Source organism: Kitasatospora sp. NPDC056076 (genome assembly GCF_042266305.1).
Taxonomy (GTDB): domain Bacteria; phylum Actinomycetota; class Actinomycetes; order Streptomycetales; family Streptomycetaceae; genus Kitasatospora.
In genome coordinates this window covers 51,789-69,183 of record NZ_JBHJWG010000037.1, presented here as the reverse complement: position 1 = coordinate 69,183, position 17,395 = coordinate 51,789, and the positions used below count along the sequence as shown (strand labels likewise).

Sequence of the window (17,395 nt, the reverse complement as noted above, 5' to 3'; positions counted from 1 at the left end):
CCATGCTTGCACGCCCCGGCGTGAGCGCAAAGAGGGGTGCGGTCGGCGGGGTGCGATCCACGCCACACCGGCCCCTCGCGTCCCTCGGGCTTTGCTTCCATTTTACGAAACGGACTCGTCTCGTATCGTATTGGCCGCTACTCTGGTCCAGGGGGTTACGAGACGCAAGCGGCTCGCAAATGCCCGCCAGTGCCACGCCAACACGGACGGGAAGACCAATGACCACCGCAGCCGCGCCACCCCGCGTGCCGGAAGCCATCCACCGCCGGCGCTGGGCGATCCTGGGCACCCTGGTGCTCGCCCTGCTCGTCGTCGTGCTCGACAACTCGATCCTCAACGTCGCGATGAAGACCATCGCGACCCCCGCCCCGGTCGGACTGGGCGCCACCCAGAGCGACCTGGAATGGGCGATCAACTCGTACACCCTGGTGTTCGCCGGGCTGCTCTTCACCTCGGGCCTGCTCGGCGACCGCTTCGGCCGCAAGCGCGCCCTGCTCGGCGGCATGGTGGTCTTCGGGATCGCCTCGCTGCTGTCCTCGATGGCCGCCTCGCCCGGCGAGCTGATCGGCTACCGCGCCCTGATGGGCGTCGGCGGCGCGCTCGCGATGCCCGCCACGCTGGCGATCATCATGAACGTCTTCGAGCGCGAGGAGCAGCCCAAGGCGATCGGCATCTGGGCCGGCGCGGTCGGCCTGGCCATCGCCATCGGCCCGATCACCGGCGGCGTGCTGATCGAGCACTTCTGGTGGGGCTCGGTCTTCCTGGTCAACGTGCCGATCGTGATCGTCGCGCTGATCGCGATGGCCGTCCTGGTCCCCGAGTCCAAGGACCCGAACCCGGGCCGGATGGACCCGGTCGGCGTGCTGCTGTCGGTCATCGGCCTGGTCGCGCTGATCTACGGCATCATCAAGGGCGGCGAGCTGGCCGACTTCACCGCGTTCGCGGCCTGGGGCCCGACCCTGCTGGGCGTGCTCGCGCTGGCCGCCTTCGTCTGGTTCGAGCGCCGCACGCAGTTCCCCGCGCTGGACGTCACCTGGTTCCGCAACAAGGTGTTCAGCGCCTCGGTGGTGGTCGTCGCGGTGATCTTCTTCGCGCTGATGGGCGTCTCCTTCTTCGGCGTCTTCTACACCCAGAGCGTGCGCGGCTACAGCGCCCTCCAGGCCGGTGTGCTGATGCTCCCGCTGGCCGCCGCCCAGCTGCTGTTCGCCCCCCGGGCCCGGCTGGTGGTCGACCGCCTCGGGGTCGCCGCCACGGCCGCGGGCGGCATGGTGCTGGTCGCGCTCGGCTTCCTCGGCTACACCGTGCTGACCGCGACGACCCCGATCTGGGTGCTGGTCGTGCTCGGCCTGGTGATGGGTGCCGGGATGGCCCACGTCATGCCGCCGGTCACCGTCGCGATCATGGGCTCGCTGCCCCGCGAGAAGGCCGGTGCCGGCTCGGCCGTCAACAACACCTTCCGCCAGGTCGGCGGCTCGCTCGGGGTCGCCGTGCTCGGCGCGGTGCTCTCCGCCGTGTACCGCGACGGGATGGACGGCCCGCTGCACCAGCTGCCCCAGGCCGTGCAGGAGAAGGCCGGGGCCAACCTGGACCGGGCCGCCGAGTCGCTGGAGTCCACCCGGGCCTTCGTCGAGCACGTCCCCGGCGGCCTGGCCGACGGGCTGATCGGCCCGGCGAACGACGCCTTCATCCACGCCATGCACGTGGTGGCCTCGCTCTCGGTCGGCATCTCGCTGGTCGGCGCGCTGGTCGCCTGGTTCCTCCTCCCGCGCCGCACCGCCGCCCCCGCGGGTGTCCCCGGCGGTCCGGGCGGGCAGGTTCCCGGGCAGCAGGACCAGCCCCGGGCGGCCGCGGCCGCCTGACCTGCGGACGGCTGAGCGACAATGGCCCTGCCGGTCGGTGCCCCCGACCGGCAGGGCCCAGGTCCTGGACGGGGTCGCCCGGCCCGGACCGACGGACCCACCGCGGCGCCCGCGCGCCCGGGACCAGCGAGCGAGAGGCAGCGGGGATGAGGACGGACACGCCGAGCGCCGACACCGGGCAGGCCTGCGCGGCGGTACGCCGCGGCCGGCCCCGCAGCGAGGCCGCCGAGCAGGCCATCTTCACCGCCGTCGAGGACCTGATGGCCGACGGCAAGGCGCTGTCCGAACTCACCATCGAGGGCATCGCCACCGCCGCCGGCGTCGGCAAGGCGACCATCTACCGGCGCTGGCCCAACAAGGAGGCCCTGCTGGTCGACCTGGTCAGCCGGCTGGAGGAGCCGATCCCGGCCCCCACCGGCGCCGGCGCCCGCGAGGACCTGATCGCGATGGTCGACTACATCCGCCGGCGGGGCCTGGCCAAGCGCACCCGCTGGGTGCTCAAGGCGACGCTCGGCCAGATGCAGGCCCTGCCGGAGCTGCACAACGCCTACCGGGAGCGGGTGATCAAGCCGCGCCGCGAGGTCGGGATCCTCGCGATCCGGCGGGCCGTCGCCGAGGGCCTGATCCGCGACGACCTCGACGTGGAGCTGCTCGGCGACCTGCTGATGGGGCCGATCCTCTACCGCAGCGTCCTCTCGGACGACACCGACCTGGAGGACCCGGACCTGTCCCGCCAGCTGGTCGACTCCGTGCTCGACGGCATCGCGCGGCGCTGAGGTTCACTCCTTCGTGTCCGACGTGGCCTGGCTCACCAAAGCGGGCCACGCCGGAACCCGCTCCCGGGGCCGCGCGTCTGTCCCGGCATAGGCTGAGCCGGGTCACCGATCAAACCGGCACCAGTCCGGCACCGCGCCCGTACCCCCACGGACCGGACGACGGACCGGCGACGGCACGAGCGACGGGAGCCACGGCATGGCGCAGGCGGACAGCACCGAACGGACCACGTCCCGTGGCGGTGCGGGCGCGGACGCCGGCCGCAGCGGCGGCTTCCTCGGCCTGCGGCACTGGGGCCGGGACGCCCGCGGCAGCGGCACCTGGCGGCGCGGACTGCTGATCGCCCTGCTGGCCCTGCTCACCGCCGTGCTGCTGGGCTTCCACGCCCGGGTGCCGAACAGCGTCGGCAACCTCGGCAGCCTGCTGGAGACCTTCCTGCCCTGGGTGGGGCTGGCGGTCCCGGTGCTGCTGGTGCCCGCGCTGCTGCGCCGCTCCGCCACCGCCCTGATCGCCCTGCTGGTGCCCGCCGTGCTGTGGGTCAACCTGTTCGGCGGGCTGCTGTCCGACAAGAGCGGCGGCAAGGGCGACTGGACGGTGGTCAGCCACAACGTCGCCGCGGGCAACACCGACGTGCCGGGCACCATCCGCGGCCTGGTCGCCTCGAACGCCCAGATCGTCGCCCTCCAGGAGCTGGCCGGCAGCCAGCTGCGGGAGTACGAGACCGGGCTCGCCGCGGCGTACCCGTACCACTCCGTGGAGGGGACGGTCGGGCTCTGGTCGAAGTACCCGATCGACGGGGTCACCCCGGTGGACCTGAGGATGGGCTGGACCAGGGCGTTCCGGGCCCAGGTCACCACCCCGCAGGGCCCGCTCGCGGTGTACGTCGCCCACCTGCCGTCCGTCCGGCTCAAGGCCGAGGGCGGGTTCACCGTCCACCAGCGGGACATCAGCGCCCAGGCGCTCGGCGACGCCGTGCAGGCCGAGCCGGTGAAGAAGGTCCTGCTGCTCGGCGACCTCAACGGCACCATGAACGACCGCAGCCTGGCGCCGGTCACCTCGCAGATGCGCTCGGCCCAGGGCGCGGCCGGGGACGGCTTCGGGTTCAGCTGGCCCGCGGCGTTCCCGATGGCGCGGATCGACCAGATCATGAGCAAGGGCGGGCTTCGGCCGGTGGACTCCCGCACCCTGCCCCGGGACGGCAGCGACCACCTCGCGGTGGCCGCCGCCTTCACCTACAACTAGGGCGTGTCAGACACGCCCTAGCCGCCCGGTCAGCCGCGCCGCCAACGGTTGGTGATCGGCAGCCGGCGGTCGCGGCCGAAGTTCTTCACCGAGGTCTTCGGGCCCGGCGGGTACTGGCGCCGCTTGTACTCGGCGGTGTCGACCAGCCGGACCACCCGGTCCACCACGGCCGGGTCGAAGCCCGCCGCGACGATCGCGTCCCGGCCCTCGTCGCCCTCGATGTAGCGCTCCAGCACGCTGTCCAGCAGGTCGTAGTCGGGCAGCGAGTCGGCGTCCACCTGGTCCGGCCGCAGTTCGGCGGACGGCGGCTTGCTGATGGTGTTCTCCGGGATCGGCGGCACCTCGCCGCGCCGCTCGGCCTCCTCGTTGCGCCAGCGGGCGAGGCGGAAGACCAGTGACTTGTAGACGTCCTTGATCGGGCCGTAGGCGCCCACCGAGTCGCCGTACAGGGTGGAGTAGCCGACCGCCAGCTCGCTCTTGTTGCCGGGCGCGAGCACGATGTGCCCCTCCTGGTTGGAGATCGCCATCAGCAGGGTGCCGCGCAGCCGGGACTGGAGGTTCTCCTCGGCCAGGCCGGTCAGCTCGGTGGCGCCCAGGTAGGCGTCGAACATCGGGGCGATGGAGACGGTCCGGAAGTGCAGCCCGGTGCGGCGGGCCAGTTCGGCCGCGTCGTCCCGGGAGTGCTGGGAGGAGTAGCGGCTGGGCATCGAGACGCAGTGCACGTGGTCGGCGCCGAGCGCGTCCACCGCGATCGCGGCCACCAGGGCCGAGTCGATGCCGCCGGAGAGGCCGATCAGCACCGAGCGGAAGCCGTTCTTGACCACGTACGCCCGGGTGCCGGAGACCAGCGCGGCCCAGATCTCGGCCTCGTCGGACAGCCGGGGCGCGATGTCGGCGGCGGGCCGGCCGGCGGGCACCGGGGCCGGCTCGTCGCTCAGTTCGGTGCGGACCAGGTGCAGCCCGTCGCTGAGCAGCAGGCCGTCGGTGTGGTCGCTGCCGGCGGCCGGCAGGTCGAGGTCCAGCAGCACCAGGTGCTCCTCGAACTGCGGTGCGCGGGCCAGGACTTCGCCGTCCGCGCCGACCACGATCGAGTCGCCGTCGAAGACCAGCTCGTCCTGGCCGCCGACCATGTTGACGTACGCCAGGGTGCAGCCCGCCTCGGCGGCGCGGCGCTGCACCAGCTCCAGCCGCTGGTCGTCCTTGTTCCGCTCGTACGGCGAGCCGTTGATCACCAGCAGCAGGCCGGCCCCGGCCTCGCGGGCGGCGGTGACCCGGCCGCCGTCCTGCCAGATGTCCTCGCAGATCGCCAGGGCGACGTCCACCCCGTGCAGCCGCAGCACCGGCAGCTGGTCGCCGGGGACGAACCAGCGGTACTCGTCGAACACGCCGTAGTTGGGCAGGTGGTGCTTGGCGAAGCGGGTGAGCACCTCGCCCCGGTGCAGCACCGCGGCGCAGTTCTGCGGCGACCCGGCGGGGCGGTTGAAGCGCGGCGAGGGGTGGTCGGAGCGCCCGAGGTAGCCGACCACCACCGGCACCTCGCCCAGCCCGTCGTCGGCCAGCCGGCCGGCCAGCTCCACCAGGGCGCCGCGCGAGGCCTCGACGAAGGAGCCGCGCAGTGCGAGGTCCTCGACCGGGTAGCCGGTCAGGGCCATCTCGGGGAACGCGACCAGCTGGGCACCGGCCTCCACGGCCTGCTTGGTCCAGCGCACCACCTCTTCGCTGTTGCGGGCGAGGTCACCGACCCAGGGGTCGATCTGGCTCAGGGCGAGACGGAGATTGGGCATGGTCCGAAGTCTAATCGTCTAACTGACGCAATGTCCCGTGGGGACGACTCCCCGGGGGGTCGGCCCTGCCGTGTCGCGCGGGGATCGGCCATGATGGGGGCAACCGCTCGACGAGGTCTTCCGGGTGCCTCCCGGGCGTAACACGAGCGTAAAGAGCAGAGGTGAGACTGTCCCCATGGGCAAGCAGCAGCAGTTCGTGCTTCGGACGCTCGAAGAGCGTGACATCCGGTTCGTCCGGCTGTGGTTCACCGATGTTCTCGGGTTCCTCAAGTCGGTGGCGGTGGCGCCGGCCGAGTTGGAGCAGGCCTTCGAGGAGGGCATCGGTTTCGACGGCTCGGCGATCGAGGGATTCGCCCGGGTGTACGAATCCGACATGATCGCCAAGCCGGATCCGACCACCTTCCAGATCCTGCCGTGGCGCTCGGAGACCCCGGGCACCGCGCGGATGTTCTGCGACATCCTGATGCCGGACGGCTCGCCCTCCTACGCCGACCCCAGGTTCGTGCTCAAGCGCACCCTGGAGAAGGCCTCCGACCAGGGCTTCACCTTCTACACCCACCCCGAGATCGAGTTCTTCCTGTTGAAGAACCTGCCCGGTGACGGCACCGCGCCGATCCCGGCCGACCAGTCCGGCTACTTCGACCACACCCCGCGCGGGGTGGGCCACGACTTCCGCCGACAGGCCATCACCATGCTGGAGTCGATGGGCATCTCGGTCGAGTTCTCGCACCACGAGGGCGCCCCCGGCCAGCAGGAGATCGACCTGCGCTACGCCGACGCGCTGTCCACCGCCGACAACATCATGACCTTCCGCCTGGTCATGAAGGAGGTCGCGCTGGAGCAGGGCGTGCACGCGAGCTTCATGCCCAAGCCGTTCTCCGAGCACCCCGGCAGCGGCATGCACACCCACCTCTCGCTCTTCGAGGGCGACCGCAACGCCTTCCACGAGTCCGGCGCCGAGTACCAGCTCTCCAAGGTCGGCCGCTCGTTCATCGCCGGCCTGCTGCGGCACGCCGCCGAGACGGCCGCCGTCACCAACCAGTGGGTGAACTCCTACAAGCGGATCTGGGGCGGCTCCCAGCGCACCGCCGGCGCCGGCGGCGAGGCCCCCTCGTACATCTGCTGGGGCCACAACAACCGCTCGGCGCTGATCCGGGTGCCGATGTACAAGCCGGGCAAGCAGGGCTCCACCCGGATCGAGGTCCGCTCCCTGGACACCGGCTGCAACCCGTACCTCGCCTACGCCGTGACCCTCGCGGCCGGCCTCAAGGGCATCGAGGAGGGTTACGAGCTCCCGCCCGGCGCCGACGACGACGTGTGGGCGCTGACCGACTCCGAGCGCCGCGCCCTCGGCATCCAGCCGATGCCGCAGAACCTCGGCGAGGCCATCGACCTGATGCAGCGCAGCGAGCTGGTCGCCGAGACCCTGGGCGAGCACGTCTTCGACTTCTTCCTGCGCAACAAGCGCCAGGAGTGGGAGGAGTACCGCTCCGAGGTGACGCCGTTCGAGCTGCGGAAGAACCTCCAGGTGCTCTGAGCAGGTGCTCCGAGCACCTGCGGTGAGCTGCGGCTCCGACCCTCCTCCGGCCCCGCCGTCGCCCGCCCGGGCCGCGGCGGGGCCGTCGTCACGGGGGCGGTCCGCCCGGTGGTCACGCCCGGCGCGGGGCCGCCGGTGAGCGTAACCTGCCTGCGGGGGCGGGCCCCCTTGGCGGACGGGATGGAGGGGCCGATGGCGGTGGAGGAACAGCGGGCCGGGAGCCGGGTCAGCCGGCCCGAGATCAGGCTGGTCCGGCGCGGGTTCACCGATCCCGCGAAGGCGGTGCGGCTGCTGGACGGCCCCGGGCTGGAGGGCCTGGCCGACGACCCGGTGCTGCTGGACGCGCTCGGCGCCACCGCCGACCCCGACCTCGCGCTGCTGGGCCTGGCCCGGCTGGTGGAGGCCGCCGACGAGGCCGAGCGGCACACCCTGCGGGACACCCTCACCACCTCCAAGCCGCTGCGCGACCGGCTGCTCGGCGTGCTCGGCGTCTCCACCGCGCTCGCCGACCACCTGGCCCGGCACCCGCACGACTGGCACGCGCTGGTCACCTTCGAACTGCGCGACATGCACCCCGGCCCGGCGGACTTCCGCCGCGCCCTCGCCGAGGGCGTCCGGGGCGCCGGCCGCAGCCCCGAGAACGCCCTGCGGATCGCCTACCGGCGCTGCCTGCTGGCCATCGCCGCCCGCGACCTCACCGGCACCACCGACCTCGCCCAGACCGCCGCCGAACTCGCCGACCTGGCCGGCGCCACCCTCCAGACCGCCCTGGACCTCGCCGCCGAGCAGGACCCGGAGGCCGCCGCGGCCTGCCGGCTCGCGGTGATCGGGATGGGCAAGTGCGGCGGCCGCGAACTCAACTACGTCTCCGACGTGGACGTCATCTTCGTCGCCGAGCCGCGCGAGGGCGTGGACGAGCACACGGCCGTCAAGGCCGCCACCCGGCTGGCCGCCGCGCTCACCCGGCTCTGCTCGGACACCACCGGCGAGGGCACCATCTGGCCGGTGGACGCCAACCTGCGCCCGGAGGGCCGCAACGGCCCGCTGGTGCGCACCATGGCCAGCCACCTCGCCTACTACCAGCGGTGGGCCAAGACCTGGGAGTTCCAGGCCCTGCTCAAGGCCCGCCCGGTCGCCGGGGACGCCGAACTCGGCGCCGCGTACGTCGAGGCGCTCGCCCCGATGGTCTGGCAGGCCGCCGCCCGGGAGAACTTCGTCACCGACGTCCAGCAGATGCGCCGCCGGGTGATCGACTCCATCCCGGCCCCCGAGGTCGACCGCCAGCTCAAGCTCGGCCCGGGCGGGCTGCGCGACGTCGAGTTCTCCGTCCAGCTGCTCCAGCTGGTGCACGGCCGCACCGACCCGGCGCTGCGCAGCGGCAACACCCTGGAGGCGCTGGCCGCGCTCTCCCGCGGCGGGTACGTCGGCCGGGCGGACGCCGCCTCGCTGGACACCGCGTACCGCTTCCTGCGCTCGCTGGAGCACCGCATCCAGCTGCACCGGCTGCGCCGCACCCACCTGATGCCCACCGCCGAGGCGGACCAGCGCCGGCTCGCCCGCTCGCTCGCCGCGCTGATCAACGACGACACCCGCTCCGACCCGGTGGCCGCGCTGCAGCGCGAGTGGAAGCGGCACGCGGTGGAGGTGCGGCGGCTGCACGAGAAGCTGTTCTACCGGCCGCTGCTCGACGCCGTCGCCGAACTGCCGCCCGGCGCGGCCGGGTTGACCCCGGAGGCGGCCCGGGCCCGGCTGGAGGCGCTCGGCTACACCGACCCGGCCGCCGCGCTGCGGCACATCAGCGCGCTCGCCTCCGGGGTCAGCCGCAAGGCCGCGATCCAGCGCACCCTGCTGCCGGTGCTGCTCGGCTGGTTCGCCGAGTCGGCCGACCCGGACGCCGGACTGCTCAACTTCCGCCAGGTCTCCGACGCGCTCGGCCGCACCCCCTGGTACCTGCGGCTGCTGCGGGACGAGAGCGCCGCCGCCGAGCAGCTCGCCCGGGTGCTGTCGGCCGGCCGGCTCGCCCCCGACCTGCTGCTGCGCGCCCCCGAGGCGGTGGCCATGCTGGGCGACCCGCAGGGCCCGGTGCCGCGCGGCCGGGCGGCGCTCCAGTCGGAGATACTGGCCGCCGTCGGCCGGGCCGGGTCCGCCGCCGCCGCGGTGGCCGCCGCCCGCTCGGTGCGCCGCCGGGAGCTGTTCCGGACGGCCGCCGCGGACGTGCTGGGCCGGCTCGGCGACGACCCGGCCGAGGCGCTGGACGTCGCGGGGGAGGCGCTGACCGCGCTCAACGCCGCCACCCTCCAGGGCGCGCTGCGCGCCTGCGTGGCCGGCTGGGAGGCCGAGCACGGGGACCTGCCGACCCGGATCGCGGTGATCGCGATGGGCCGCTTCGGCGGGCACGAGCTGGGCTACGGCTCGGACGCGGACGTGCTCTTCGTCCACGAGCCGCTGCTCGGCTCGCTGGAGCAGGACGCGGCCCGGGCGGCCCAGGCGGTCTGCAACGAGCTGCGCACCCTGCTGGCCGCGCCGTCCACCGAGCCGCCGCTGCTGGTCGACGCCGACCTGCGGCCGGAGGGGCGCAGCGGCCCGCTGGTGCGCACCCTGGCCTCGTACGCGGCGTACTACCGGCGCTGGTCGCACGCCTGGGAGAGCCAGGCGCTGCTGCGGGCCGAGCCGGTGGCCGGGGACGAGGAGCTGGGCGCGCGGTTCCGGCAGCTGATCGACCCGCTGCGCTACCCGGGGACCGGGGTGCCGGAGCGGGACCTGGTGGAGATCCGCCGGATCAAGGCGCGGATCGAGGCCGAGCGGCTGCCGCGCGGTGCCGACCCGACCACCCACACCAAGATCGGCCGGGGCGGGCTGGCGGACGTGGAGTGGACGGTGCAGCTGCTCCAGCTCCGGCACGGGCACGAGGTGCCGGGCCTGCGGACCACCCGGACCAGGGCCGCCCTGGCGGCGGCGGTCGGGGCCGGGCTGGTGGAGCCGGCCGACGCGGAGGTGCTGGAGGCGGCGTGGGTGCTGGCCTCCCGGGTGCGCTCCGCGGTGATGCTGGTGCGCGGGCGGCCGGGGGACAGCTTCCCCGGGGAGGCCCGGGAGCTGGCCGGGGTGGCCCGCTACCTCGGGTACGGCGCGGGGCACAGCGGGGAGCTGGTGGACGACTACCGGCGCACCACCCGGCGGGCCCGGGCGGTGGTGGACCGGCTGTTCTACGGGTCGGCCTGAGTCCGACCGGAGCGCGGGAGCCCGACCGGAGCGCGCGAGGCCGATCGGGAGGGGTCGGCGGGTACGCGAAAGGGGCCCCTGGATCAGGGGCCCCTCCTGGTGGCTCGTCCCTCGTCCCTCGGCCGTCGGCTAGCGCCGTGCGCCGACCGCCGGCTCGCTCCACTGCTCCGGCACGGTGACCGGCTCCTCGGCCTGCTCCCGGGCGGGCACCCGCGGCAGCCTGTACACCCACTCGTGGTAGAGCCAGCGGGCGGCCAGGAAGCCGACCGTCAGGCAGATCTCGCCGCCGACGGCGTCCATCCAGAAGTGGTTGGCGGTCGAGATGATGACCACCAGGGTGGCCGCCGGGTACATCAGTCCGAGCACCCGGACCCAGGTCCGGCGGGCCAGGAAGAAGATCGTCAGACCGCACCACATCGACCAGCCGATGTGCATCGAGGGCATCGCCGCGTACAGGTTGGAGACGTGCGCGGCGGGCCCGGAGGCGAACGAGCCCCAGGTGTGGTGGGCCTGCACGGTGTCGATGAAGCCGCCGTCGGTCATCAGCCGCGGCGGGGCCAGCGGGAAGAAGTAGAAGCCGACCAGGGCGATCCCGGTGGTGACGAACAGCACCGTGCGGGCGGCGACGTAGCGGCCGGGGTGGCTGCGGTAGAGCCAGACCAGCACACCGATGGTGATGATGAAGTGCAGGGTCGCGTAGTAGTAGTTCATCCCGGTGATGAGCCACCCGACGCTGTCCACGGCGTGGTTGATCGAGCGCTCGACCGCGATGCCGAGGTCCTTCTCCAGGTCCCAGATCCAGCGTGCGTGCTTCTGGGCTATCGCTTCCTGCTCCGGCACGGCGTTGCGCACGAGGGAGTAGAGCCAGTAGCTGATCCCGATCAGGGCGAGCTCGAACCAGATCCGCGGCCGGGCGGGTGAGCGCCGCTGGTCCCGGATGCGGCCGCGCAGGGCGGCGGTGCGGGACTGGGCGGCACGGGTGGCTCCTTCGGGCAGCCGGGCCGGGGTGGCCTCGGTCGCCTCGGAACCGCCACCGCGGGCCGCGTCGGCGCGCCGGGCGTCGCCTCGCTGGATCTCGGTCGGTTCCCCCATGGACGAGAAGTCTGCCAGACCACTCGTAGCCGTCTGCTCATCCTCTGGAAGTGGATTCTTCACCGGCTGTCCCCCTCCAGGGGTAGGGGGCGGATCCCACCGGGGTAGGGGGTGCGGTCGGGTCTGGTGCTTACCGGTGGGACGGACATACGTCCCATTGTCACGCGCTCGGCCGTTCGAGCGTAACCGGGGTGGCCGGGCGGGCCGGTGGCCTGGAATTTCCCGGGACGAAACGCTTTCTGCATCTTGCTGAAACGGATTGCAGGCCGCTAGCTTCCTGGGAAATCGATCGCCCCTTCCCCTAAGGGAGCCCCTCAGTGGCCGATACGCCGCTCCGCCCCCGACGGAGCAGTCCTCCCCGCGGACCCGCCCGCAGACCCGGCCGCACGGCCGTCCTGCTGGCCGCCGCGCTGACCGCCGCCACCCTCGGCGGCGCCCCCGCGGCCCTCGCCGCGGCTCCGCCGCCCCCGCCCTCGGACGCCGCCCTGGCGGCCACCGCCGGACGGCACGACCTCACCCGCGAGCAGTTCTACTTCGTCCTGCCCGACCGCTTCGCCAACGGCGACACCGCCAACGACACCGGGGGCATCACCGGCGGACGGCTGGACAACGGCCTCGACCCGACCGACAAGGGCTTCTACCACGGCGGCGACCTGGCCGGCCTGATCCAGAAGCTCGACTACGTCCAGAACCTCGGCACCACCGCGATCTGGCTGGCCCCGATCTTCAAGAACAAGCCGGTGCAGGGCAGCGGGGCCGACGCCTCGGCGGGCTACCACGGCTACTGGATCACCGACTTCACCCAGGTCGACCCGCACTTCGGCACCAACGACCAGCTCAAGGAACTGATAGCCAAGGCGCACGCGCGCGGCATCAAGGTCTTCTTCGACGTCATCACCAACCACACCGCCGACGTCATCGACGACGCGGAGCAGCAGCACTCCTACCGTTCCACCGGCGCCTACCCGACCCTCGACGCGGACGGCAACCCGGTCGACGAGACCGCGATCGCCGCCGCGGGCGCCCCCTGGCCGAAGATCACCAAGGACTCCTTCCCCTACACCCCGGTCTTCCGCAAGCCCGCGGACGCCACCGCCAAGACCCCGTCCTGGCTCAACGACCCGGCGCTCTACCACAACCGGGGCGACTCGACCTTCGTCGGAGAGTCCGCCACCGAGGGCGACTTCAACGGCCTGGACGACCTGGACACCCAGAACCCCCGGGTGGTCAAGGGCTTCGAGCAGGTCTACCAGCAGTGGGTCAAGGACGCCGGGGTGGACGGCTTCCGGATCGACACCGTCAAGCACGTCGACATGGCCTTCTGGCAGCAATGGGCGCCCGCGCTCAAGGACTTCGCCACCAAGCAGGGCAACCGGAAGTTCTTCATGTTCGGCGAGGTCTACTCCGGCGACCCGGCCGTCACCTCGCCCTACGTCACCAAGGGCAAGCTCCAGGCCACCCTGGACTTCCCGTTCCAGGGCGCGGCCCGCTCGTACGTCTCCCAGGGCGGCTCGGCGCGCAACCTCGCCGACGTCTACGGCCAGGACTACCGCTACACCGGCGCCGACACCGACGCCTACGAGCTGCCGACCTTCCTCGGCAACCACGACATGGGCCGCTTCGGCTCCTTCCTGCTCGCCGACAACCCGGGCGCCGACGACGCCACCCTGCTCAAGAAGGACCGGCTCGGCAACGAGCTGCAGTTCCTCACCCGCGGCCAGCCCGTCGTCTACTACGGCGACGAGCAGGGCTTCACCGGCGCGGGCGGCGACAAGGACGCCCGGCAGGACGTGTTCGCCTCGAAGACGCCCTCCTACAACGCCGACCGGGTGCTCGGCGGCCCCTCGGGGGCGGCCGACCGGTACGGGCAGGGCGGCGAGCTCTACCAGGGCATCGCCGGCCTGGCGAAGCTGCGCCGCGACAACCCGGCGCTCGCCGACGGGGCGCAGATCCAGCGCTACGCCGCCGACGGCCCGGGCGTGTACGCCTTCTCCCGGATCGACGCCGGGCAGCAGGTCGAGTACCTGGTGGCGGTCAACAACGCCACCGAGGCGAAGACCGTCACGCTGGACACCTTCTCCGCGGGGATGGGCTTCGACCCGCTCTACCCCGCGGCCGGACCGCGGCTCACCAGCGGCGCCGACCGCAAGGTGACCGTCACCGTTCCGGCGCTGTCCTCCGTCGTCCTCAAGGCCGGCGCCCGGCTCGCGCCGGTCGCCGCCGCGCCGCAGCCGTCGGTGCAACCGCCGGCGGACGGTTCGACCGGGCTCGTGACGATCGGGGCCAAGGCGGACGGCGGCGGCTTCAACCGCGTGACGTTCGCCGCGCAGACCGGCAACGGGCCGTGGCGGACGCTCGGTACCGCCGACACCGGGACGTCCGGCTCCGACGGCCGACGACTCTTCGCGGTGACCCAGGACCTGAGCGCCGCCGCCCCCGGCACGGTGGTGCGCTACAAGGCCGTCCTCCAGGACTCCAGCGGCCACCTGCGCTCCACCACCGCGAGCTTCACCACCGGCACCCCCGCTCCCCAGCCGGTGCCCACCGCCGGCGCCCGCCCGTACGCCGTCGTCCACTACAACCGGCCGGACGGCGACTACGACGGCTGGAACCTGTACGCCTGGGGCGACCTCGCCGACGGCGAGGGCACCACCTGGCCGGCCGGGCACCCCTTCACCGGGCGGGACGCGTACGGCGCCTTCGCCTACGTGCGGCTCAAGCCCGGCGCCTCGGACCTCGGCTTCGTCGTGGAGAAGAACGGCGTCAAGGACGTCGACGCCGACCGCCACCTCGACCTGGGCAGCGGCGGCGAGGTGTGGTTGGAGCAGGGCGACCCGACCGTCCGCACCACGAACCCCGGCCCGGCGAACACCCAGCCCGCGAACACCGCCGTCATCCACTACAACCGGGCCGACGGCACCTACGACGGCTGGGGCCTGCACGACTGGACCGGCGCCGCCGCCCCCACCGACTGGGGCAAGCCGCTGCTGCCGGTGCGCCGCGACGCCTTCGGCGCCGTCTTCGAGGTGCCGCTCGCCCCCGGGGCGACCAGCCTCAGCTACATCCTGCACAACGGCAACGACAAGGACCTGCCCGCCGACCAGTCGCTGGACTTCGCCGTCAACGGCAAGGAGGTGTGGATCCTCGGCGGCCGCGAGGGCTACCTGCTGCCGCAGAACCCGGCCGCCGCCTCGCAGGTGGACCTCGGCAGCGCCAAGGCCCAGTGGATCGACGCGCGGACCGTCGTCGTCCCGGCGAACTACGGCGCCACCGACCAGGCCCTGGCCGGCGGCACCAGCGCCCAGCTGGTCTACGACCCCGAGGGCGGCATCCGCGCCGACAAGGGCGTGCTGACCAAGCCCGGGAAGTGGATCCGCCTCACCCCCGTCGCGGGCGGGCTGACCGACGCCCAGAAGGCCGCGTACCCGCACCTGGCGGGCTACCGGGCCTTCACCGTGGACAAGCGGGACACCGCCCGCGTCCCGGCGGCGCTGCGCAGCCAGCTGCTGTTCACCGAACACCTGCCCAGCGGCGCCGTGCTGGCCGGCACCGGGGTGCAGACCCCCGGCGTACTGGACGACCTGTACGCCCGCCGCACCGGCAAGGTGGACTTCGGCCCGGCCCACTACGACGGCAAGGTCGCCCTCTCGCTCTGGGCGCCGACCGCCCAGCAGGTGTCCGTCCAGGTCTTCGACAGCGCCACCGGGGGCACCCCGAGGACGCTGCCGATGACGCTGGACGACGAGACCGGGGTGTGGGAAGTCGTCCGGGACCGCAAGGAGTTGGACGGCAAGTACTACCTGTACCAGGTGAAGGTCTGGGCGCCCTCGGTGCAGCAGGTGGTGGTCAACACCGTCACCGACCCGTACTCGGTGGCACTCTCCACCGACTCCCGGCGCAGCCTGGTCGCCGACCTGGACGCCAAGGAGCTCAAGCCGGCCGGCTGGGACGACCAGGCCCGCCCGAAGGCCGTCCCGCCCGCGCAGCAGCAGATCCAGGAACTCCACGTCCGGGACTTCTCGGTGGAGGACACCACCGTCCCGGCCGCCGAGCGCGGCACCTACCTGGCCTTCACCGAGTCGAACTCGGCCGGGATGCAGCACCTGCGGGACCTCGCCAAGGCCGGGGTGACGACGGTGCACCTGCTGCCGACCTTCGACATCGCCACCATCCGGGAGAACCGGGCGGACCAGAAGCTCCCCGCCTGCGACCTCAAGTCCCTCCCCCCGGACGGCCCGAAGCAGCAGGAGTGCGTGGCGGCCGTGGCCGCCGACGACGCCTACAACTGGGGCTACGACCCGCTGCACTACAACGTGCCGGAGGGGTCCTATGCGACGGACCCGAACGGGACGGCCCGGACCGTGCAGTTCCGGCAGATGGTCCAGGCGCTGCACGCGGCGGGACTGCGGGTGGTGCTGGACGTGGTCTACAACCACACCGCCGCCGCCGGCCAGGCCGACCACTCGGTGCTCGACAAGGTGGTGCCCGGCTACTACCAGCGGCTGGACGCCGACGGCAAGGTGACGACGGACAGCTGCTGCGCCGACACCGCGCCCGAACACGCCATGATGAACCGGCTGGTGGTCGACTCGGTGACGCTGTGGGCCCGGGAGTACCAGGTCGACGGTTTCCGCTTCGACCTGATGGGCCTGGACCCGAAGTCCACCATGCTGGACGTCCAGGCGGCGCTGGGCAGGATGACGCCCGAGTCGGACGGCGTGGACGGCAGGAACGTCTTCCTCTACGGCGAGGGCTGGAACTTCGGCACCGTCGCGAACGACGCCCGGTTCCCGCAGGCCACCCAGGCCAACATGGCCGGCACCGGCATCGCCACCTTCGACGACCGGCTCCGCGACGCCGCCCGCGGCGGCAACTTCATGCTCGGCTCCGCGCCGCAGCAGGGCTTCGCCTCGGGCCTGTACACCGACCCCAACGGCTCGCCCGCGAACGGCAGCCCGCAGGAGCAGAAGGCCCGACTGCTGCACCAGATGGACCAGTTGAAGGTCGGCCTCACCGGCAACCTGGCCGGCTACTCCTTCACCGACAGCTCGGGGAAGACCGTCACCGGGGCCCAGGTCGACTACAACGGCGCCCCGACCGGGTACGCGGCGAAGCCGGGCGAGGCGGTGGAGTACGTGGACGCCCACGACAACACCGACCTGTTCGACGCGCTCGCGTACAAACTGCCGACCACCACCGCGCCCGCCGACCGGGCCCGGATGCAGGCGCTCGGGCTGTCGCTGACCGCGCTCACCCAGGGCGCGGGCTTCGCCCAGGCGGGCAGCGACCTGCTGCGCTCCAAGTCGCTGGACTCCAACTCCTACGACTCCGGGGACTGGTTCAACGCGATCCACTGGCCCGATCCATTGACGGGGGCCTCGCAGGGCAACGGCTGGGGCCGCGGCCTGCCGCCGGCCAAGGACAACCAGGAGCTCTGGCCGACCGCGAAGTCCCTGCTGGCGAACCCGCGGCTGACCGTGGGGGCGGCCGACATCCGGGCGACCACCGCGCAGTTCCAGGAGTTCCTGCGGATCAAGCAGTCCTCACCGCTGTTCTCGCTGCCGACCCTGGCCGACGTCCAGCAGCGGCTGTCGTACCCGCTCTCCGGCACGCCCGGTGAGACGCCCGGGGTGATCACCCTGCACCTGGACGGCACCGGGCTGGCGGGGGCGGCGAAGGGCATCACCGTCGTCGTCAACGCCACGCCCGCCACGCAGGCGCAGACCGTGGCCGCCGCGAAGGGGACGAGCCAGGCGCTGCACCCCGTCCAGGCGGGCGGGGTGGACCGGGTGGTGCAGCAGTCCGGCTTCGACGCGGCCACCGGCACGTTCACCGTGCCGGGTCGCACCGTGGCGGTGTTCGTGCAGGGCTGATCCCGCCGGCCCCGG

At 72.9% G+C, this 17,395-nt stretch carries 8 protein-coding genes; 6 read left to right on the top strand and 2 right to left on the bottom strand.

What is annotated here, in order from left to right:
• Window positions 1–218: 218 nt before the first annotated feature.
• From ACFC1T_RS27220 to ACFC1T_RS27210, 3 genes are all read left to right on the top strand, one after another.
• A complete protein-coding gene (locus tag ACFC1T_RS27220; protein WP_375892639.1) occupies window positions 219–1,859 on the top strand; it encodes an MFS transporter in 1,641 nt (546 codons plus the stop codon).
• Window positions 1,860–2,005: 146 nt separating this feature from the next.
• Complete coding sequence (locus ACFC1T_RS27215; protein ID WP_375892637.1) at window positions 2,006–2,635, top strand: TetR/AcrR family transcriptional regulator; 630 nt, start codon at window positions 2,006–2,008, stop codon at window positions 2,633–2,635.
• 196 nt (window positions 2,636–2,831) lie between these two features.
• A complete protein-coding gene (locus tag ACFC1T_RS27210) occupies window positions 2,832–3,875 on the top strand; it encodes an endonuclease/exonuclease/phosphatase family protein (RefSeq protein ID WP_375892635.1) in 1,044 nt (347 codons plus the stop codon).
• A 29-nt stretch (window positions 3,876–3,904) separates the two neighbouring features.
• On the opposite strand, the gene ACFC1T_RS27205 is transcribed toward ACFC1T_RS27210, so the two are convergent.
• A complete protein-coding gene (locus ACFC1T_RS27205) occupies window positions 3,905–5,659 on the bottom strand; it encodes an NAD+ synthase (protein ID WP_375892634.1) in 1,755 nt (584 codons plus the stop codon).
• 175 nt (window positions 5,660–5,834) lie between these two features.
• On the opposite strand from ACFC1T_RS27205, the gene glnA reads away from it, so the two are divergent.
• Both glnA and ACFC1T_RS27195 read left to right on the top strand, forming a co-directional pair.
• Window positions 5,835–7,196: a type I glutamate--ammonia ligase gene (glnA, locus tag ACFC1T_RS27200; protein WP_375892633.1), complete on the top strand. Its 1,362-nt coding sequence runs from the start codon at window positions 5,835–5,837 to the stop codon at window positions 7,194–7,196.
• 192 nt (window positions 7,197–7,388) lie between these two features.
• Complete coding sequence (locus ACFC1T_RS27195) at window positions 7,389–10,415, top strand: bifunctional [glutamine synthetase] adenylyltransferase/[glutamine synthetase]-adenylyl-L-tyrosine phosphorylase (protein ID WP_375892631.1); 3,027 nt, start codon at window positions 7,389–7,391, stop codon at window positions 10,413–10,415.
• Window positions 10,416–10,544: 129 nt separating this feature from the next.
• On the opposite strand, the gene ACFC1T_RS27190 is transcribed toward ACFC1T_RS27195, so the two are convergent.
• Complete coding sequence (locus tag ACFC1T_RS27190; protein WP_375892629.1) at window positions 10,545–11,507, bottom strand: phosphatase PAP2 family protein; 963 nt, start codon at window positions 11,505–11,507, stop codon at window positions 10,545–10,547.
• 317 nt (window positions 11,508–11,824) lie between these two features.
• On the opposite strand from ACFC1T_RS27190, the gene pulA reads away from it, so the two are divergent.
• Window positions 11,825–17,380 carry a pullulanase-type alpha-1,6-glucosidase gene (gene pulA / locus ACFC1T_RS27185; RefSeq protein WP_375892628.1) on the top strand — a complete coding sequence of 1,852 codons (5,556 nt, stop codon included), beginning with the start codon at window positions 11,825–11,827 and terminating at the stop codon, window positions 17,378–17,380.
• Window positions 17,381–17,395 lie beyond the last annotated feature (15 nt).